Genomic DNA, 17,897 nt, shown 5'->3' with positions numbered 1-17,897 from the left:
CTGCGGCGCCCCGGCTACAGCTGCGGCGCCGGCGTTTTTTCCCTGAACTCGCACAGCGGCTCGATCGCGCAATGCCAGCATTCCGGCTTGCGCGCCTTGCACACGTAGCGGCCGTGCAGGATCAGCCAGTGGTGGGCATCGTGCAGGAATTCGTGCGGCACGCACTTGAGCAGCTTCTGCTCGACGATCTGCACGGTCTTGCCCGGCGCCAGCCCGGTGCGGTTCGACACCCGGAAGATATGCGTGTCGACCGCGATGGTGGGCTCGCCGAACGCCGTGTTGAGCACCACGTTGGCGGTCTTGCGGCCCACACCCGGCAGCGCTTCCAGCGCTTCGCGGTCAGGCGGCACCTTGCCGCCGTGGCGCTCGACCAGGATGCGGCAGGTCTCCATCACATGCCTGGCCTTGGTTTTGTACAGGCCGATGGTCTTGATGTAATCGCTCAGGCCGGCTTCGCCCAGGTCCAGCATCTGCTGCGGGGTATGCGCCACCGGGAACAGCCGGCGCGTGGCCTTGTTCACGCCCACGTCGGTGGCCTGCGCCGACAGCAGCACGGCGATCAGCAGTTCGAACGGCGAGCTGTATTCCAGTTCGGTGGCCGGGGCCGGATTGACTTCGCGCAGCGTTTCGAAGATGGCACGGCACTTGGCGGCGTTCATGGTTTCCCTGCTGGGTCGGTATCGGGATTCTGGCCGGCCTTCCGGTCGGGTTCCGGCGCAGTCAGGCCTGCACGCGCGCGCCGCGCTTCGGCGGCGTCGATCTGGGCCTGCACCGCGGCCGACACGTTTTCTGTATTGCGCGGCTGCGCGGCCTGCTGCTTCTGCCGGGCGCGTTCGATCGCCGCCTGGATGATGGCGCGCTTGCGTTCCTGCGCGGCGCGCTCGGCGTCGTTCTCCGGCGTTTCGGCCTGCACCGCGGCCAGCTTGGCGGCGGCCTTGGCGGCCAGGCGCGCGTCGTTTTCCTCGCGCTCGCGCACCAGCCGCGCATTGCGCGCGAGGTAGCGCGCGTGTGCGGCATCGGCCTGCGCCTGCGACCACGCGGCCCAGCCGGTGTGCGCGCCGGTGACCGGCACCATGTCGATGCAGTCGACCGGGCAGGGCGCCACGCACAGGTCGCAGCCGGTGCACAGCGCCGGGATCACGGTATGCATCTGCTTGGCGGCGCCGGCGATGGCGTCGACCGGGCAGGCCTGGATGCAGAGCGTGCAGCCGATGCACAGGCTCTCGTCGATGCGGGCCACCGCGCGCGGCTGCTCGGTGCCGCGTTCCGGATCGAGCGGCAGCGGTTCGGTGCCCAGCACCGCGGCCAGGCGCGCGATCCCTTCCACGCCGCCGGGCGGGCAGCGGTTGCAGGCGGCTTCGCCGCTGGCCATGGCTTCGGCGTAGGGGCGGCAGCCGTTGAAACCGCATTTGGTGCACTGGGTCTGCGGCAGCAGTGCCTCGATGCGGTCGGCTAGGGACTTGACGGCGGGATTCACGACAACGGACAGAAAATCAGGGAACAAAACCGGGGCCAGAGCCGGACCGGGAACGGGCAAAACATGATATTTGCGGGGTGCTGTGAGGGGTTGGCGACATAACAGCCACGCCCTGCGGCGGACAATATGCCAGGGCCCACTGCGGCACCGGGGCCTGCGCGGACCTCTGCGAGCCTTCGCGCCGCAAGGATTATCCCCGATTTCGCCGGCGGACAGAAACGGCGATGATGCGCGTCGCACGGCAGGATTGCCGCATTCCGGCCTGTGCCATAATCCGCGCAACGATCGACCACACCCCATGTCAACTGAGCCCAAGACCAAACGCGACCCGGAAGGGACGCGCCGACGCATCCTCGCTGCGGCCACCGAGGAATTCGCCAAGGGGGGGCTGGCCGGCGCCCGCGTCGACCAGATTGCCCGGCGCGCGGAAACCAATGAACGCATGCTGTATTACTACTACGGCAGCAAGGAAGGCCTCTTCCTGGCGGTACTTGAAAAGCAATACGCGACTTTCCGCGCCGACGAGGAGCAGTTGCACCTGGTCGATGAAGACCCGGTCGAGGGCGTGCGCGCGCTGGCCCGCTTTGTCTGGGACTGGTACTACGAGCACCCCGAGTTCATCCGCCTGGTCAACAGTGAGAACCTGCACGAGGCCCGGCACCTGAAGAAGTCCGCCCATCTGCAGCAACTGATCAATCCGGTGGTCGACGTGCTCGCCGATGTGATCCGGCGCGGCCAGCAGCAGGGCGTGTTCCGCGACAATATCGACGTGCCGCAGTTCTACCTGACGATCTCGGCGCTGGGCTACTACGTGCTGTCCAACCGCTACACCATCAGTGCCGTGATCGGGCGCGACGTGGCTTCGCAGCAGGAGCACGAGCGCTTTGCCGAACTGCACACGGAAATGCTGCTGAGCTACCTGAAGAAGCCCTGAACTCCCGGCAGGAGCCCGCAAGAAAAATCGCCCGCGGTTGCGGGCGATTTTTTTACTTGGTGGCCGAGGCCGGGTGGTACTTGCGGATGAAGTCGCGCAGCTGCGGGTAGATGTCGTCGCGCCAGCGCCGGCCCGAGAAGATCCCGTAGTGGCCGCAACGCTCCGCGTTCAGGTGCTGCTTGCGGGTTTTCGGGATGCCGGCGCACAGGTCGTGTGCCGCGGCGGTCTGGCCCGCGCCGGAGATATCGTCCAGCTCGCCCTCGATGGTCATCAGCGCGGTGGTCTTGATGTCCTGCGGACGCACCGGCTTGCCGTCGATGGCCCAGGTGCCGTTGGCCAGGCGGAACTCCTGGAACACCTCGCGGATGGTGTCGAGGTAGTACTCGGCCGCCATGTCCAGCACCGCGTTGTACTCGTCGTAGAAGCGCACGTGGGCCTCGGCGTCGTCGGCATCGCCTTCGACCAGGCTCAGGTAGTAGTCATAGTGCGAGGAAAGGTGCCGGTCCGGGTTCATCGCCACGAAACCGGCATGCTGCAAAAAGCCCGGGTAGACGCGGCGGCCGTGGCCGGGGTAGTTGGCCGGCACGGTGTAGATGACGTTGTTCTCGAACCACTCGTAGGACTTGTTGATCGCCAGCGAGTTGACCGCGGTCGGGCTTTTGCGCGCGTCGATCGGGCCGCCCATCATGGTCATGGTGCGCGGGGTCTGCTCGCCGGCCGAGGCCATCAGCGAGATCGCGGCGAGCACCGGTACCGTGGGCTGGCACACCGAGATCACATGCAGGTTCTCGGCGCCGATATGGCGGATGAATTCCTGGATGTAGTAGATGTAGTCGGACAGGTGGAACGCGCCTTCCTCGATCGGCACCATGCGTGCGTCGAGCCAGTCGGTCACGTAGACCTTGTGGTCCTGCAGCAGCGTGCGCACCGTGTCGCGCAGCAGCGTGGCATGGTGGCCCGACAGCGGCGCGGCGACCAGCACCACAGGCTCATCCTTGAGCAGCTTGATGGTTTCCGGGTCGTCGGCATAGCGCTTGAAGCGCACCAGCTTGCAGAAGGGCTTTTCCAGCACGGTCTGCTCGACGATGGGGATGTCGCGCCCGTTGGAGCGCACCGACCTGATGTCGAACGCCGGTTTCTCGTACTCCTTGCCGAGCCGGTACAGCAGCTCATAGCCGGCAGCCAGGCGGGGAGCGCCGGGAACCAGCGAGAGCGGGCTGAGGGGGTTGGTGAAGGTCTTCGCGGTTGCCTGGGCCCACGCGGTCAGCGGGTGCAGGATCGAGCGCTGGAACTCGTGCAATTGGTAGAGCATGCCGTTTTCTGCCTGGGTCTTGCTTAGAAATACGTACCACCAAGTACTAATGTACTGACAATACACCTTGGATCGTGCCGACGATTATGCCCTAATCGAACGACCGTGCTAACGATCTTGCTCTGCAGCATATACCGTAAAGTACTTCTTTAGCTGCGGAAAACAATAAGGTAAATAGCTGATTTCTTGATGACATCGGCTCATCAATCGTAAACAAATGAAAAAAGCGGCCGAGGCCGCTTTTTTTGCATTGCTTTGTGACGCTTGCGCCGCCATCACCCGTGACGGGATGGTCAGGTGAAAGGTCTTTTACATCACAGCAGCAATAGCATCGACCACAGCGTCGATATTGCGGCTATTCAGCGCGGCCACGCAGATGCGGCCGGTGCCGACGGCGTAGATGCCGTGCTCGTTGCGCAGGCGGTCCACCTGGGCCGAGGTCAGGCCCGAGTACGAGAACATGCCGCGCTGGGCCTTGACGAAGGAGAAGTCGCCCGGCACGCCCTTGGCGGCGAGCTTGTCCACCAGCGCGTGGCGCATCAGCTTGATACGGTCGCGCATTTCGGCCAGCTCTTCTTCCCACATGGCGCGCAGTTCCGGGCTGTTCAGCACGGTGGCGACCACGGTGCCGCCGTGCGTCGGCGGGTTGGAGTAGTTGGTGCGGATCACGCGCTTGACCTGCGACATCACGCGCTGCGCTTCTTCCTTGCCGGTGGTGACGATCGACAGCGCGCCCACGCGCTCGCCGTACAGCGAGAAGCTCTTCGAGAATGAGCTCGACACGAAGAAGGGCAGGCCCGAATCGGCGAACAGGCGCACCGCGGCGCCGTCAGCGTCGATGCCGTCGGCAAAGCCCTGGTAGGCCATGTCCAGGAACGGGATCAGGTTGCGTTCCTTGACCAGTTCCACCACTTGCTTCCACTGCTCGGGCGACAGGTCGACGCCGGTCGGGTTGTGGCAGCACGCGTGCAGCACGACGATGGTGTTGGCCGCGAACGACTTCAGCGATTCCACCATGCCGGCAAAGTTCAGGCCGTGGCTGGGGGCGTCGTAGTAGGCATAGTTGACCACCGGGAAGCCGGCGGATTCGAACAGGGCGCGGTGGTTTTCCCAGCTCGGGTCGCTGATGGCGACCTTGGCGTCCGGGTACAGGCGCTTCAGGAAGTCGGCGCCGATCTTCAGCGCGCCGGTGCCGCCAAGTGCCTGGGCCGTCACCACACGGCCTTCCGTGATCAGCGGCGATTCCTTGCCGAACAGCAGCGTCTGCACGGCCTGGTCATAGGCGGCGATGCCCTCGATCGGCAGGTAGCCACGCGGGGTGGCCGTGGTCAGACGGGCCTTTTCTGCCTCCTGGACGGCGCGCAGCAGGGGGATTTTCCCTTCGTCGGTGAAGTACACGCCAACGCCCAGGTTGACCTTGGTCGGGCGGGTGTCGGCATTGAAGGCTTCGTTGAGGCCCAGAATCGGGTCGCGCGGGGCCATCTCGACGGCAGAAAACAAACTCATTTGGAATCTCGTGGTCGGCTATGTAGAAAAACGGAAGGCGTAGAATGCTCCGTACTGCGCTGGGGGCTGGCAGGCCGTTCGCTTCTCGGCTTGAAGCGGGGGGCTGACAACCCCAAGATTCTAGCGTATCCGTCCGTTTTCCTGAGGTATTTCCCTGATCCCGCCCCTATGACGAACCTTGCCGAAGCCGCGCCGGCCCTGGACGAAGACAAATTCGTCACATTTACCGGCTCCCCGTTCCAGCTGTACCAGCCGTTCCCGCCCGCCGGCGACCAGCCCGAGGCGATCCGGCAGCTGGTGGAGGGCGTGGAAGACGGCCTGTCGTTCCAGACGCTGCTGGGCGTCACGGGCTCGGGCAAGACCTTCACCATGGCCAACGTGATCGCCCGGATGGGGCGGCCGGCCATCGTGTTTGCCCCGAACAAGACGCTGGCGGCGCAGCTCTATGCGGAATTCCGTGAATTCTTCCCGCGCAACGCCGTCGAGTACTTCGTCAGTTACTACGACTACTACCAGCCCGAGGCCTACGTTCCGCAGCGCGACCTGTTTATCGAGAAGGACTCGTCGATCAACGAGCATATCGAGCAGATGCGGCTGTCGGCGACCAAGAGCCTGCTGGAGCGCCGCGACACCATCATCGTGGCAACCGTCTCGGCGATCTACGGTATCGGCAACCCGACCGAATACCACCAGATGATTCTCACCTTGCGCGCCGGCGACAAGATCAGCCAGCGCGATGTGATCGCGCGCCTGATCGCGATGCAGTACACGCGCAACGAGACCGACTTCCAGCGCGGCACCTTCCGCGTGCGCGGCGACACCATCGACATCTTCCCGGCCGAACACGCCGAGATGGCGGTGCGACTGGAGATGTTCGACGACGAAGTCGAATCGCTGCAATTCTTCGACCCGCTGACGGGCCGCGTGCGCCAGAAGATCCCGCGCTTCACGGTCTACCCGTCGAGCCACTACGTGACCCCGCGCGAGACCGTGCTGCGCGCGATCGAGGCGATCAAGTCGGAACTGCGCGAGCGGCTGGAGTTCTTCCACAAGGAAAACCGCCTGGTCGAGGCGCAGCGGCTGGAGCAGCGCACCCGCTTCGACCTGGAGATGCTGTCCGAGCTGGGCTTCTGCAAAGGCATCGAGAACTACTCGCGGCACCTGTCCGGTGCACGCCCCGGCGATCCGCCGCCGACGCTGGTCGACTACCTGCCGCCAGACGCGCTGATGTTCCTGGACGAGTCGCACGTGCTGATCGGCCAGCTCAACGGCATGTACAACGGCGACCGCGCACGCAAGACCACGCTGGTGGATTACGGCTTCCGGCTGCCGTCGGCGCTGGACAACCGGCCGCTCAAGTTCGACGAGTTCGAGCGCAAGATGCGCCAGGTGATGTTTGTCTCGGCCACGCCCGCGCAGTTCGAACAGGAGAATGCCGGGCAGGTGGTGGAGCAGGTGGTGCGTCCGACCGGGCTGGTCGATCCCATCATCGTGGTGCGCCCGGCGACCACGCAGGTGGACGACCTGCTGTCCGAGATCCACACCCGTGTCGAGGCCGGCGAGCGCGTGCTGGTGACCACGCTGACCAAGCGCATGGCCGAGCAGCTCACCGAGTTCCTGTCCGAGAACGGCGTCAAGGTGCGCTACCTGCACTCGGATATCGACACCGTGGAACGCGTGGAAATCATCCGCGACCTGCGCCTGGGCACCTTTGACGTGCTGGTTGGCATCAACCTGCTGCGCGAGGGCCTGGATATTCCCGAGGTGTCGCTGGTGGCGATCCTGGATGCGGACAAGGAAGGCTTCCTGCGCGCCGAGCGCTCGCTGATCCAGACCATCGGGCGTGCCGCGCGCAACGTCAACGGCACCGCCATCCTGTACGCGGACCGCATGACGGATTCGATGAAGAAGGCCATCGGCGAGACCGAGCGCCGCCGCGCCAAGCAGATCGCGTTCAACGAGGCCAACGGCATCACGCCGCGCGGCGTGGTCAAGCGCATCAAGGACATCATCGACGGCGTCTACAACGTCAGCGATGCCAGGGCCGAGTTGCAGGCCGCGCAGGAGCAGGCCCGCTACGAGGATATGAGCGAGAAGCAGGTCTCCAAGGAGATCAAGCGGCTGGAGAAGCTCATGCTCGACCATGCCCGCAACCTCGAGTTCGAGCAGGCGGCGCAGGTGCGCGACCAGCTGGCCAAGCTCAAGGCGCAGGTATTCGGCGCCAGCGGCGATGGTGCCTTGCCGCCCGCCTGATCCGCACGATGCCGGCCCGGGCTGGCCTATAGTGAAATGCATCATGGAGGGAGCGGCGGCCAGGCTGCCGTGAGCGCCGAGGAGGAGTTGCGATGGAACGCCAGTTTGAATACGGCGGCTACGCGATCGTGGTCAGCGCGATCCCGAATGCCGCCGGCGGGTTTGCGGCGCGGATGCGCATCGCCGATGCCTTCGGCGAGCCTTCCGGCCCCAGTTTCGAAGCGATCGCGGGCGACGCGCCCACGCAGGAAGCGGCCATTGCCCTGGCGGAGGCCGGCGCCATGCGCGCGATCGACGCGGGCGAGGTCAACTAGCCGGCTGGCCGGGCATTCCCCATTTTCCGTGGAGAACCACAATGACCGAAATCGGTGAATGGAAGAAGAAGGTTTATGAAACCCACGAAGTGCAGGTCCAGGTCAGGCAGCGCTCGCAGAGCGAATGGTCCTACACCGTGCGCGTCTGCCGCCCCCGCACCAATATCCGGGCCGCGGGCACGCTGACCGAGACCTCGCTCATCACCGACCACTACAAATCGGCCGAGGCCGCGGAAGTGGCCGGGTTTGCGCATGGCGAGCGGCTGGCCAGGCAGCTGGCCTAGCCGGCCACTGGTCTGGTCTGTCACTGGCGCCGCAGGGGCAGCGGGTAGAATTGCGCCTGCCATGCCGCGCGCGCCAAGCCTTGATCCGATGAAGAAATACGCCATCCTGATGTGTTGCATGGGGAACATCTGCCGTTCCCCGACGGCGGAGGGCGTGCTGCGCGCCAAGCTGGCGGCGGCCGGGCTGGCGCCGCTGGTGGAGCTCGATTCGGCGGGCACGCATGAATACCACCTCGGCCGCGCGCCCGATCCCCGCACCCAGCGCCACGCGCTGCGGCGCGGCTACGACCTGTCGGCGCTGCGTGCGCGCAAGGTCGGCGTGCCCGACTTCGACCGCTTCGACCTGATCCTGGCGATGGACCGCGAGAACCTGGCCGGCCTGATGCGGTTGTGTCCCGATGCCGGCGACAAGGTGGGCCTGCTGATGCGCTTCGCCACCCGCCATGACGCCGACGAGGTCCCGGACCCGTACTACGGCGAGGGCGATGGCTTCGAGCGCGTGCTCGACTATATCGAGGATGCCTGCGACGGCCTGGTGGCCGAACTGCGCCGGCGCCTGCAGGGCAACGCCGGCTGACGCCGGCACCATCCGCCGTCTTTCCGCTGTTTGCGCCGCGCCGTCACGAATGCCGCGGCCGATGGCCCGATCCCACGAGAATCCATGCTTCGCAACCTGTTCCGCAAATGGCGCGAGTCGCGCAACGCCAGCCTGCAGCTCGACGCCATCCTGGCCGCGGCCGACCCGGACGCCCCGCTGGCCGAGCGCAACGGCTGGCTGATCGAACTGGGCTTCTGGATCCGCCGCGACGGCGGGCTCGGCGCCGATGCCGACAGCCAGGAAGCCGGCGCGCAGCGCCGCCATCCGGAACATGTGCGCCTGCGCTACCTGCTGCAGGTGCTGGAGCGGCATCCCGACTGGGCCGGGCGCTTCGCGCTGACGGTGCGCAGCCTGGTCCGCGAAAACGATCCCACGGGCCTGTTCTGCGATACCGGCGTGGCGCTGCACCCGGGCTTCGTGAGCGAGATGATGAGCCGGCTGCAGAACCGCTTCCTGCCGCCGCCGCCCAACCGCTGCGACATGGCCGGGCTGTTCGCGCTGCTGTTCGTCGGCGACGAGGATGCCGGTTGGGTCGAGGCCATCGACGATGACCTGATGGCGCGGCTGACACGCGTGCTGCAGGCCGGCAACGCCGAGGGCGAGGCGGCGGGCGTGGCGCAGTATCGCGACGCGCTGGGCCAGACCCTGGCCACCAGCATCGCGGTGCTGGTCAGCCAGGTGCGCGCCACCGGCCTGAGCCAGGCGATCCGGTCGCGCCTGGCCGGGCGTGTCGAGGACACGCCGTTCTTCCGCCTGGACGAGGCCATCCAGGCCTTGCGCGAAGACGGCCTGCGCCATGACGACAGCAGCTTCGGCCACCGCCTGAACTATTTCCGCGCGCTGCTCGACGGCTGCCATGGCGCGGCCCGCCATGTGTATGAGGACCTGGAAGAAAACGGCGTGTCGGTCGAGGTGGTGTTCCAGATCGAGCGCATGAAGGTGCAGCTCAGCCGCATCGAGCTGCTGCTGGCGGCCTGGGTCGAGCCCGGCCGCGCCGGCATGCAGGCGCACCTGGTGGCGGAGCTGATCCGCTCGACCCAGGCCCGGCGCAGCATCTCGCACCTGGCCGGCACCTCGTTCGCGCAGCTGGCGCGCAAGGTGGTGGAGCGCTCGGCCGAGACCGGCGAGCACTACATCACGCGCGACCGCAAGGAATACGCCGAGCTGGTGCGCGCCGCGGCCGGCGGCGGGCTGGTCTCGGTCGCCACGGTGTACCTGAAATTCCTGATCTACGGCCTGCACCTGGACAAGTTCACCGAAGGGCTGCTGGCTTCGCTCAACTACGCCGGCAGCTTCCTGGCCATCCATTTCGCGCATTTCACGCTGGCGACCAAGCAGCCGGCCATGACCGGGCCCGCGCTGGCGCACCGGCTGGACTCGGCGGGGCGGCCGGAAGGGCGCGAGGCCTTCGTCGACGACACCATCGCCATGATCCGCTCCAACGCGGCGGCCATTGTCGGCAACCTGGCGGTGGTGTTCCCGGTGGCGCTCGGCATCCAGTGGCTGGCGTACAAGCTGCTGGGTGCCAACCTGATCACGCCGGCCAAGGCGATTGCCACCATCGAGTCGTTCTCGATCCTGGGCCCCACGCCGCTCTATGCGGCCTTCACCGGCGTGCTGCTGTGGCTGTCCAGCCTGATCGCCGGCTGGGCCGACAACTGGTTCGCGCTGCATCGCGTGCATGACGTGATGGCTTACAACCGCCGCCTGCAGTACGTGCTGGGTGCGCGCGGCGCCACCCGGCTGGCGGATTTCTGGAAACGCAACCTGTCGGGCATTGTCGCCAACGTGTCGCTGGGCCTGCTGCTGGGGCTGGGGCCGGAAATCCTGAGCTTCTTCGGGCCGCATATGGAGGTGCGCCATGTGACGCTGTCGACCGGCTCGGTCGGCGCGGCGATCGGCGTGCTGGGGCTGGATGCGCTGCGCATGCCGGCGCTGTGGCTGGCGGCGGCGGGCATTGCGCTGATGGGGATGCTGAATGTCGCCGTGAGCTTTGCGCTGGCGTTCAATATGGCGTTGCGGTCACGCAGCCTGCGGCGCGTAGACCGGGCCGAGCTGAGTGCGGCCGTGCGGCGGCGCATCCTGAAATACCCGTTGTCGCTGGTGGTGCCGCCCCCCGTGGCAGGCCCGGAAACGGCCGCGGGCGGGCGCGAGGCCTGATGGCCGGTGGTGCGCTGCGGCAGGGGTAGTTGACTGAATTAGTCGGGTACCTTTATACTTGACGGAAACGATCAAGTATTCGCTTCATCCCCAGAGCCCTGCACCATGAGACTGACCACCAAAGGCCGCTTCGCGGTCACTGCGATGATCGACCTGGCCATGCGCCAGGACCAGGGGCCGGTCACGCTCGCCGGCATCAGCCAGCGGCAGAAGATCTCGCTGTCCTACCTGGAACAGTTGTTCGGCAAGCTGCGCCGGCATGAGATCGTCGAAAGCGTGCGCGGCCCGGGCGGCGGCTACAGTCTGGCGCGCAAGGCCGAAGACGTCACCGTGGCGGACATCATCATCGCGGTGGACGAGCCCCTGGATGCCACCCAGTGCGGCGGCAAGGGCAATTGTAACGGAGATGACGGCTCGGGGCGCTGCATGACCCATGAACTGTGGGCCACGCTGAACCAGAAGATGGTCGAGTACCTCGACTCCGTTTCCCTCAAGAACCTGGTGGACCAGCAGCGCGAGCGCCAGCCCGCGACGGTGCTGCACGACATGCGCGAAGACGCCGCGCAGCCGGTGGCGGCCGCGGCGCGCGGCAAGGCCGACAAGCAGGAAAAGCCGGTCCGGGCCAGAATGGTGAATTCAGTTTTCAGCCTGGCGCAGTCCTGAGCGCGCCCGGGCAACGACAGCAAAACAGCGATCAGCGGTCCCTTACAAGGTAGTCATAACGATGAGCACCCCACATTTCCCCATCTACATGGATTACTCGGCCACCACGCCGGTGGACCCGCGCGTGGCGGACAAGATGATTCCGTACCTGCGCGAGCAGTTCGGCAACCCCGCCTCGCGCAGCCATGCGTACGGCTGGGAAGCGGAGCGCGCGGTGGAAGAAGCGCGTGAGCAGGTCGCCGCACTGGTTGGCGCCGACCCGCGCGAGATCGTGTGGACCTCGGGGGCGACCGAATCGGACAACCTGGCGATCAAGGGTGCCGCGAACTTCTATTCGGGCAAGGGCAAGCACATCATCACCCTGAAGACCGAGCACAAGGCCGTGCTGGACACCACGCGCGAGCTGGAACGCCAGGGCTTTGAAGTGACCTACCTGGACGTGAAGGAAGACGGCCTGCTCGACATGGACGTGTTCAGGCAGGCGCTGCGCCCGGACACCATCCTGGTCTCGGTGATGCTGGTCAACAACGAGATCGGCGTGATCCAGGACGTCGAGCAGATCGGCGAGATCTGCCGCGAGAAGGGCATCATCTTCCACTGCGACGCCGCGCAGGCGACCGGCAAGGTGGCGATCGACCTGGGCAAGCTCAAGTGCGACCTGATGTCGTTCTCGGCCCACAAGACCTACGGCCCCAAGGGCATCGGCGCGCTGTACGTGCGCCGCAAGCCGCGCGTGCGCATCGAGGCGCAGATGCACGGCGGCGGCCATGAGCGCGGCATGCGCTCGGGCACGCTGGCCACGCACCAGATCGTCGGCATGGGCGAAGCCTTCCGCATCGCCCGCGAAGAGATGGCGACTGAAAACGAACGCATCCGCATGCTGCGCGACCGCCTGTGGAACGGCCTGTCGGACATGGAAGAGGTCTACCTGAACGGCGACCTGGAACACCGCGTGCCGCACAACCTGAACGTCAGCTTCAACTTTGTCGAAGGCGAGTCGCTGATCATGGCGATCAAGGACGTGGCGGTGTCGTCGGGCTCGGCCTGCACCTCGGCCTCGCTGGAGCCGTCGTATGTGCTGCGCGCCCTGGGCCGCAACGACGAACTGGCCCACAGCTCGATCCGCTTCACGGTGGGCCGCTTTACCACCGAACAGGAAATCGACTACACCATCGAGCTGCTCAAGAGCAAGATCGGCAAGCTGCGCGACCTGTCGCCGCTGTGGGAGATGTTCAAGGACGGCGTCGACCTGAATTCGATCCAGTGGGCCGCACACTGACCGCCCGCCGGAAATCACCAGAACAGAAAGCAATACCCCCGCAAAGATACGCAAGAGGTAAGCAAAATGTCATACAGCACCAAGGTTCTCGACCACTATGAAAACCCCCGCAACGTCGGTTCGTTCGACAAGAACGACGACGCGGTCGGCACCGGCATGGTCGGCGCGCCGGCCTGCGGCGACGTGATGAAGCTGCAGATCAAGGTCAACGAGGCCGGCGTGATCGAAGACGCCAAGTTCAAGACCTACGGCTGCGGCTCGGCGATCGCTTCGTCCTCGCTCGTGACCGAGTGGGTCAAGGGCAAGACCGTGGACCAGGCGCTGGAGATCAAGAACACCCAGATCGCCGAAGAACTGGCGCTGCCGCCGGTGAAGATCCACTGCTCGATCCTGGCCGAAGACGCGATCAAGGCCGCCGTCGAAGACTACAAGAAGAAGCACGGCGCCGAGCAGAAGGCTGCCTGATTCTGTCGCACTGACCACGGCATCGACGAAGGAAGACGCAACGATGATCACCATGACCGAGAAGGCGGCCAAGCATGTGGCCCGCTACCTGGAACGCCGTGGCAAGGGCGTGGGCCTGCGCCTGGGCGTGAAGACCACCGGCTGCTCGGGCCTGGCCTACAAGCTGGAGTACGTGGACGAACTGCTGCCGGAAGACGCGGTGTTCGAGTCGCACGGCATCAAGGTCATCGTCGACGCCAAGAGCCTGCCGTATATCGACGGCACCGAACTCGACTACGCGCGTGAAGGGTTGAACGAAGGGTTCCGCTTCAACAATCCCAACGTCAAGGACGAGTGCGGCTGCGGCGAGTCCTTCACGGTCTGAGCCAGGCCACGCGCCAGCACGGTGGAGCGCAGCATCACGGGGTTCCATCGTGACGAGGAAGGCCATTGGGTGGCCGAACTCGAGTGCGGCCACGGCCAGCATGTCAGGCACGATCCGCCGTGGCAGTCGCGGCCGTGGACGCAGAGCGAGCAGGGCCGCGCCGGCATGATCGGCGCGCGGGTGAACTGCCTGAAGTGCGACCGCAACGAGCCGCCGGCCGAGTGGGCACGGCAGCGCGCCTGACCGGCCAGCGTCAGCGGTGATGGACTAAGGGGCGGCGCGGCCGCTCCTTTTTCTTGGGGAAGCAGTTGAAAGACGATTTTTTTGCACTGTTCGGTCTGCCGGCGCAGTACGGCGTGGACGAGGCCGCCCTCGATGCGGCGTACCTGACGGTGCAGTCGCAGGCGCATCCGGACCGCTTCGCCAAGGCGGGCGATGCCGAACGCCGCGTGGCGATGCAATGGGCCGCGCACGCGAATGAAGCCTATCGCACGCTGCGCCAGCCGCTGCGACGCGCCATCTACCTGCTGGGGCTGCGCGGCGTCGATGTGCAGGCCGAGAACAACACCGCGATGGCGCCGGCCTTCCTGATGCAGCAGATGGAATGGCGCGAGGCGCTGCAGGAGGCGGTGGAAGAACGCGCGGTGGACCGGCTCGATGCGCTGCTGTGCAGCCTGCGCCAGGAAAAGCGCGAGCGCCACGATGCGCTCGGCGCATTGCTGGATGCCGGCGACAACGAGGCGGCCGGCAGCGCGGTGCGTCAACTGATGTTTATCGAGAAGATCGAGCACGATACCAGCGAGGCCATCGACCGGCTGGAAGACTGACCGGCAAGTTTGCCGGGGCCGTGACACAATGGCGCCCGGCGCGAAAACGGCCCCCATGCGGCCCGCATGGCGGTTTCCCTGCCGTACAAGACAGCGAAGAATTACCATGGCACTGCTCCAGATTTCCGAACCCGGCATGTCGCCGGCGCCCCACCAACGCCGCCTGGCCGTCGGCATCGACCTCGGCACCACCAATTCGCTGGTGGCCGCGGTGCGCAGCAGCATCCCCGAGGTGCTGGGCGACGAGCGCGGCCGCGCGCTGCTGCCCTCGGTCGTGCGCTACCTGCCGGACCGTACCGCCCATATCGGCTACCGGGCCCAGGAAGAAGCGGTGCGCGACCCCAAGAACACCATCGTCTCGGTCAAGCGCTTCATGGGCCGCGGCCTGCGCGACGTGGCCAATATCGAGCACAGCCCGTACGACTTCGTCGATGCGCCGGGCATGCTGCAGATCAAGACCGCCGCCGGCGTGAAAAGCCCGGTGGAGATCTCGGCCGAGATCCTGGCCACGCTGCGCCAGCGCGCCGAAGACAGCCTTGGCGACGACCTGGTCGGCGCGGTCATCACCGTGCCGGCCTACTTCGACGAGGCCCAGCGCCAGGCGACCAAGGACGCCGCGCGCCTGGCCGGCCTGGAAGTGCTGCGCCTGCTCAACGAGCCTACCGCCGCGGCCATCGCCTACGGCCTGGACAACGCCTCGGAAGGCATCTACGCGGTCTATGACCTGGGCGGCGGCACCTTCGACATCTCGGTGCTCAAGCTCACGCAGGGCGTGTTCGAGGTGCTCGCCACCGGCGGCGACTCGGCCCTGGGCGGCGATGACTTCGACCAGCGCCTGCTGTGCTGGATCGTCGAGCGGGCCGGCCTGCAGCCGCTGTCGGCGCAGGACATGCGCCTGCTGATGGTGCGTGCGCGCGCGGCCAAGGAAGCGCTGTCGGAAAGCGACAGCACCGTGATCGACGCCGTGCTGGATTCCGGCGAGATCGTCCATCTGACGCTGACTGTCGAGATCTTCGACCAGATCACCGCGCACCTGGTGCAGAAGACCCTGGCGCCGGTGCGCAAGGCGCTGCGCGACGCGGGCGTCGGGCCCGACGAGGTCAAGGGTGTGGTCCTGGTGGGCGGCGCCACGCGCATGCCGTCGATCCGCAAGGCGGTGGGCGATTATTTCGACCAGACCCCGCTGACCAACCTGGACCCGGACCGCGTGGTGGCGCTGGGCGCCGCGATGCAGGCCAACCTGCTCGCCGGCAACCATGCCCCGGGCGAAGACTGGCTGCTGCTCGACGTGATCCCGCTGTCGCTGGGCGTGGAGACCATGGGCGGCCTGGTCGAGAAGATCATCCCGCGCAACAGCACCATTCCGGTGGCGCGCGCGCAGGAATTCACCACCTTCAAGGACGGCCAGACTGCGATGGCGATCCACGTGCTGCAGGGCGAGCGCGAGCTGGCCAGCGACTGCCGCTCGCTGGCGCGCTTCGAGCTGCGCGGCATCCCGCCGATGGTGGCCGGCGCGGCGCGCATCCGCGTGACCTACCAGGTCGACGCCGACGGGCTGCTGTCGGTGACCGCGCGCGAGACCCATTCGGGCGTGGAGGCTTCGGTCACGGTCAAGCCGTCGTATGGCCTGGCCGACGACGATATCGCCCGCATGCTGCAGGACAGCTTCCGCGAAGCCGAGCACGACATGAAGAGCCGCGCGCTGGCCGAAGAGCGTGTGGAAGCCGACCGCCTGGTCGAGGCCACGCAGCGCGCGCTGGAAACCGATGGCGACCTGCTGTCGGCCGAAGAGCGCACCGCGGTGGAAGCATTGATGGCCACGGTGCGCGAGATCGCCGCCGGCGAGGACCATCACGCCATCCACGCGGCAGTGGAAAAGCTGTCGCACGGTACCGACGAATTTGCAGCCCGCCGCATGGACCGTTCGATCAAGAGCGCGCTGGCCGGGCGCAAGGTGCAGGAGCTGGGCTGATCACCGGGCCCGCACCGTTATACAGATATCAGGACACCACATGCCCCAGATCATTATTTTGCCTCACGTCGAATACTGCCCCGAAGGGACGGTGATCGAAGCCGAGAAGGGCGTCAGCGTCTGCGACGCGCTGCTCTCCCACGGCATCGAGATCGAACATGCGTGCGAGAAGTCGTGCGCCTGCACCACCTGCCACGTGATCGTGCGCGAGGGCTTCAACTCGCTCAACGAGGCGGAAGAGAAGGAAGAGGACCTGCTCGACAAGGCCTGGGGGCTGGAGCCGAACTCGCGCCTGTCGTGCCAGGCCATCGTCGACGAGGAAGACCTGACCATCGAGATCCCGAAGTACACCATCAACCACGCCAAGGAAGGCCACTGAGCGGCCCGGCACTGACCTCAGCGGAGAAACACCTCATGAAGTGGACCGATACCTACGCCATCGCGGCTGCCCTGTACGACAAGTACCCGGACGTCGATCCGGGTGGCGTGCGTTTTACCGACCTGCGCCGCTGGGTGCTGGAGCTCGAGGGCTTTGCCGACGTGCCCGAGCGTTCGGGCGAGAAGATCCTGGAGGCGATCCAGCAGGCCTGGATCCAGGAAGCGGAGTAACGCCCGTCGTATCAGGTTGAAGCAAGAGGCCGGCGAGATGCCGGCCTCTTGCTTTTGTGCCGCGGGACAGAGCCGGGTCAGCCACGCACCAGCGCGCCGTTCTCCAGGTGTACGCGCTCGCCCACCTGTACGGCGGGGTCCTTCTCGTAGGTAAAGCTGCGGTGGCTGCCGTCGTCCATGCGCACGCGCACTTCGTAGTGCGTGTCCTTGCTGACGGCCTTCTCGATCTGGTTGCCGGCCACGCCGCCGCCCACGGCACCGACCACGGTGCCGAGGATGCGGCCGTTGCCCCTGCCGACCTGGTTGCCCAGCAGGCCGCCAACCACGGCGCCACCGAGCGCGCCCAGGCCGCTGGTGTTGGGCTTCTGGGTCTGGACCGGCGTCACGGCGACAATGCGGCCGGCATAGGGGCTGCCCTTGGGGAGCTGGCGTTCGGCATCGGCGCCCTGGCTGCTGCCGGCTTCGCTGTCGCGCGGCGCGGCCTGCTGGCGTGCCGGGGCGGCGCGCGGTGCGGCTTGCGGCGAACGGGCGGCGTCCTGGCTGGCCAGGCGCGGCTGGCCGTCGTCGTAGACCGGCGGCCGGGTGGTGCTGCCCGGGGCAGGAGCCGCCGTGACCGGCAGCGGTCCTTGCGGGTCTGCCTGCGCACCGGCCTGCGCCTGCAGGTCAGGGCTGGCCTTGCCGATCGGCAGCACGCCGGTCACGGCGGCGACTGCGGTCAGGCTGGCGATCACCACGGCGACGGCTGCCGCACCGACAAGCGGATGCAGCCGGCGTTGCGTCGGCAGCGGGGCAGGGGTGTTGTCGTTCGAGGTGGCTTGGCTTTGCATTGTTATGGCTCCGGTGCGGCGAAGGCCGCGTGGGGATGGAATCAGTGTGGCCG

Annotated in this window: 20 protein-coding genes; 15 read left to right on the top strand and 5 right to left on the bottom strand. The window is 66.5% G+C overall.

Annotation, left to right across the window (positions count from 1 at the left end):
* Positions 1-14: 14 nt before the first annotated feature.
* On the bottom strand, positions 15-659 hold the full coding sequence (gene nth / locus ACZ5MJ_RS12695) for an endonuclease III (RefSeq protein ID WP_432259718.1): 645 nt from the start codon (positions 657-659) through the stop codon (positions 15-17).
* Positions 656-1,477 (bottom strand): electron transport complex subunit RsxB, encoded by an 822-nt coding sequence (rsxB, locus tag ACZ5MJ_RS12690; RefSeq protein WP_464219729.1) that lies wholly within the window; start codon positions 1,475-1,477, stop codon positions 656-658. The genes nth and rsxB overlap by 4 nt, the downstream gene beginning before the upstream one ends.
* A gap of 298 nt (positions 1,478-1,775) precedes the next feature.
* Here rsxB and ACZ5MJ_RS12685 point away from each other — a divergent pair, with 298 nt between their 5' ends.
* Positions 1,776-2,411, top strand: a complete 636-nt coding sequence (locus ACZ5MJ_RS12685; protein ID WP_464219727.1) for a TetR/AcrR family transcriptional regulator — start codon at positions 1,776-1,778, stop codon at positions 2,409-2,411.
* 52 nt (positions 2,412-2,463) lie between these two features.
* Here ACZ5MJ_RS12685 and ACZ5MJ_RS12680 read toward each other — a convergent pair whose 3' ends face one another.
* Positions 2,464-3,723, bottom strand: a complete 1,260-nt coding sequence (locus tag ACZ5MJ_RS12680) for a polyhydroxyalkanoate depolymerase (RefSeq protein WP_464219726.1) — start codon at positions 3,721-3,723, stop codon at positions 2,464-2,466.
* A 309-nt stretch (positions 3,724-4,032) separates the two neighbouring features.
* Complete coding sequence (locus ACZ5MJ_RS12675; protein ID WP_432259722.1) at positions 4,033-5,229, bottom strand: amino acid aminotransferase; 1,197 nt, start codon at positions 5,227-5,229, stop codon at positions 4,033-4,035.
* Positions 5,230-5,397: 168 nt separating this feature from the next.
* On the opposite strand from ACZ5MJ_RS12675, the gene uvrB reads away from it, so the two are divergent.
* The 14 genes from uvrB (at position 5,398) to iscX (ending at position 17,017) form a co-directional block, all read left to right on the top strand.
* The gene (gene uvrB, locus ACZ5MJ_RS12670; RefSeq protein ID WP_464219724.1) at positions 5,398-7,482 is read left to right on the top strand and encodes an excinuclease ABC subunit UvrB; all 2,085 of its coding nucleotides are present in this window, start codon (positions 5,398-5,400) and stop codon (positions 7,480-7,482) included.
* 92 nt (positions 7,483-7,574) lie between these two features.
* Positions 7,575-7,796: a hypothetical protein gene (locus ACZ5MJ_RS12665; RefSeq protein ID WP_078195811.1), complete on the top strand. Its 222-nt coding sequence runs from the start codon at positions 7,575-7,577 to the stop codon at positions 7,794-7,796.
* A gap of 41 nt (positions 7,797-7,837) precedes the next feature.
* Positions 7,838-8,080, top strand: a complete 243-nt coding sequence (locus tag ACZ5MJ_RS12660; RefSeq protein WP_432259724.1) for a hypothetical protein — start codon at positions 7,838-7,840, stop codon at positions 8,078-8,080.
* Positions 8,081-8,168: 88 nt separating this feature from the next.
* Positions 8,169-8,657, top strand: a complete 489-nt coding sequence (locus tag ACZ5MJ_RS12655) for a low molecular weight protein-tyrosine-phosphatase (RefSeq protein ID WP_464219721.1) — start codon at positions 8,169-8,171, stop codon at positions 8,655-8,657.
* Between the two features lie 84 nt (positions 8,658-8,741).
* The gene (locus ACZ5MJ_RS12650) at positions 8,742-10,838 is read left to right on the top strand and encodes a site-specific recombinase (protein WP_464219720.1); all 2,097 of its coding nucleotides are present in this window, start codon (positions 8,742-8,744) and stop codon (positions 10,836-10,838) included.
* A 105-nt stretch (positions 10,839-10,943) separates the two neighbouring features.
* Positions 10,944-11,501 carry a Fe-S cluster assembly transcriptional regulator IscR gene (gene iscR / locus ACZ5MJ_RS12645; RefSeq protein ID WP_115015122.1) on the top strand — a complete coding sequence of 186 codons (558 nt, stop codon included), beginning with the start codon at positions 10,944-10,946 and terminating at the stop codon, positions 11,499-11,501.
* A gap of 55 nt (positions 11,502-11,556) precedes the next feature.
* A complete protein-coding gene (locus ACZ5MJ_RS12640) occupies positions 11,557-12,780 on the top strand; it encodes an IscS subfamily cysteine desulfurase (protein WP_464223713.1) in 1,224 nt (407 codons plus the stop codon).
* A 66-nt stretch (positions 12,781-12,846) separates the two neighbouring features.
* The gene (iscU, locus tag ACZ5MJ_RS12635) at positions 12,847-13,245 is read left to right on the top strand and encodes a Fe-S cluster assembly scaffold IscU (RefSeq protein WP_010809025.1); all 399 of its coding nucleotides are present in this window, start codon (positions 12,847-12,849) and stop codon (positions 13,243-13,245) included.
* 43 nt (positions 13,246-13,288) lie between these two features.
* Entirely contained in the window at positions 13,289-13,609 is a 321-nt protein-coding gene (iscA, locus tag ACZ5MJ_RS12630; RefSeq protein WP_010809024.1) for an iron-sulfur cluster assembly protein IscA, read from the top strand.
* A gap of 21 nt (positions 13,610-13,630) precedes the next feature.
* Positions 13,631-13,852, top strand: a complete 222-nt coding sequence (locus ACZ5MJ_RS12625) for a DUF3565 domain-containing protein (RefSeq protein WP_464219706.1) — start codon at positions 13,631-13,633, stop codon at positions 13,850-13,852.
* 65 nt (positions 13,853-13,917) lie between these two features.
* Complete coding sequence (gene hscB, locus ACZ5MJ_RS12620) at positions 13,918-14,436, top strand: Fe-S protein assembly co-chaperone HscB (protein ID WP_464219704.1); 519 nt, start codon at positions 13,918-13,920, stop codon at positions 14,434-14,436.
* A gap of 106 nt (positions 14,437-14,542) precedes the next feature.
* Positions 14,543-16,408 carry a Fe-S protein assembly chaperone HscA gene (gene hscA, locus ACZ5MJ_RS12615; protein ID WP_464219702.1) on the top strand — a complete coding sequence of 622 codons (1,866 nt, stop codon included), beginning with the start codon at positions 14,543-14,545 and terminating at the stop codon, positions 16,406-16,408.
* A gap of 40 nt (positions 16,409-16,448) precedes the next feature.
* Positions 16,449-16,787, top strand: coding sequence for an ISC system 2Fe-2S type ferredoxin (gene fdx, locus ACZ5MJ_RS12610; protein WP_464219700.1), 339 nt, complete (start codon positions 16,449-16,451; stop codon positions 16,785-16,787).
* A gap of 35 nt (positions 16,788-16,822) precedes the next feature.
* On the top strand, positions 16,823-17,017 hold the full coding sequence (iscX, locus tag ACZ5MJ_RS12605) for a Fe-S cluster assembly protein IscX (RefSeq protein ID WP_432259728.1): 195 nt from the start codon (positions 16,823-16,825) through the stop codon (positions 17,015-17,017).
* Between the two features lie 77 nt (positions 17,018-17,094).
* On the opposite strand, the gene ACZ5MJ_RS12600 is transcribed toward iscX, so the two are convergent.
* Positions 17,095-17,844 (bottom strand): glycine zipper 2TM domain-containing protein, encoded by a 750-nt coding sequence (locus ACZ5MJ_RS12600; RefSeq protein WP_464219699.1) that lies wholly within the window; start codon positions 17,842-17,844, stop codon positions 17,095-17,097.
* Between the last annotated feature and the right edge of the window lie 53 nt (positions 17,845-17,897).

The sequence above is a fragment of the Cupriavidus sp. LA-1 genome, assembly GCF_055385985.1.
This window is presented reverse-complemented; position numbering and strand designations above follow the sequence as displayed.

Coding starts and splice junctions, on each gene's coding strand:
- iscA (WP_010809024.1), top strand. CDS start 13,289: ATGATCACCATGACCGAGAAGGCGGCCAAGCATGTGGCCCGCTACCTG.
- nth (WP_432259718.1), bottom strand. CDS start 659: ATGAACGCCGCCAAGTGCCGTGCCATCTTCGAAACGCTGCGCGAAGTC.
- ACZ5MJ_RS12685 (WP_464219727.1), top strand. CDS start 1,776: ATGTCAACTGAGCCCAAGACCAAACGCGACCCGGAAGGGACGCGCCGA.
- ACZ5MJ_RS12600 (WP_464219699.1), bottom strand. CDS start 17,844: ATGCAAAGCCAAGCCACCTCGAACGACAACACCCCTGCCCCGCTGCCG.
- uvrB (WP_464219724.1), top strand. CDS start 5,398: ATGACGAACCTTGCCGAAGCCGCGCCGGCCCTGGACGAAGACAAATTC.
- hscA (WP_464219702.1), top strand. CDS start 14,543: ATGGCACTGCTCCAGATTTCCGAACCCGGCATGTCGCCGGCGCCCCAC.
- ACZ5MJ_RS12665 (WP_078195811.1), top strand. CDS start 7,575: ATGGAACGCCAGTTTGAATACGGCGGCTACGCGATCGTGGTCAGCGCG.
- ACZ5MJ_RS12655 (WP_464219721.1), top strand. CDS start 8,169: ATGAAGAAATACGCCATCCTGATGTGTTGCATGGGGAACATCTGCCGT.
- ACZ5MJ_RS12680 (WP_464219726.1), bottom strand. CDS start 3,723: ATGCTCTACCAATTGCACGAGTTCCAGCGCTCGATCCTGCACCCGCTG.
- ACZ5MJ_RS12675 (WP_432259722.1), bottom strand. CDS start 5,229: ATGAGTTTGTTTTCTGCCGTCGAGATGGCCCCGCGCGACCCGATTCTG.
- iscU (WP_010809025.1), top strand. CDS start 12,847: ATGTCATACAGCACCAAGGTTCTCGACCACTATGAAAACCCCCGCAAC.
- iscR (WP_115015122.1), top strand. CDS start 10,944: ATGAGACTGACCACCAAAGGCCGCTTCGCGGTCACTGCGATGATCGAC.
- iscX (WP_432259728.1), top strand. CDS start 16,823: ATGAAGTGGACCGATACCTACGCCATCGCGGCTGCCCTGTACGACAAG.
- fdx (WP_464219700.1), top strand. CDS start 16,449: ATGCCCCAGATCATTATTTTGCCTCACGTCGAATACTGCCCCGAAGGG.
- ACZ5MJ_RS12650 (WP_464219720.1), top strand. CDS start 8,742: ATGCTTCGCAACCTGTTCCGCAAATGGCGCGAGTCGCGCAACGCCAGC.
- ACZ5MJ_RS12660 (WP_432259724.1), top strand. CDS start 7,838: ATGACCGAAATCGGTGAATGGAAGAAGAAGGTTTATGAAACCCACGAA.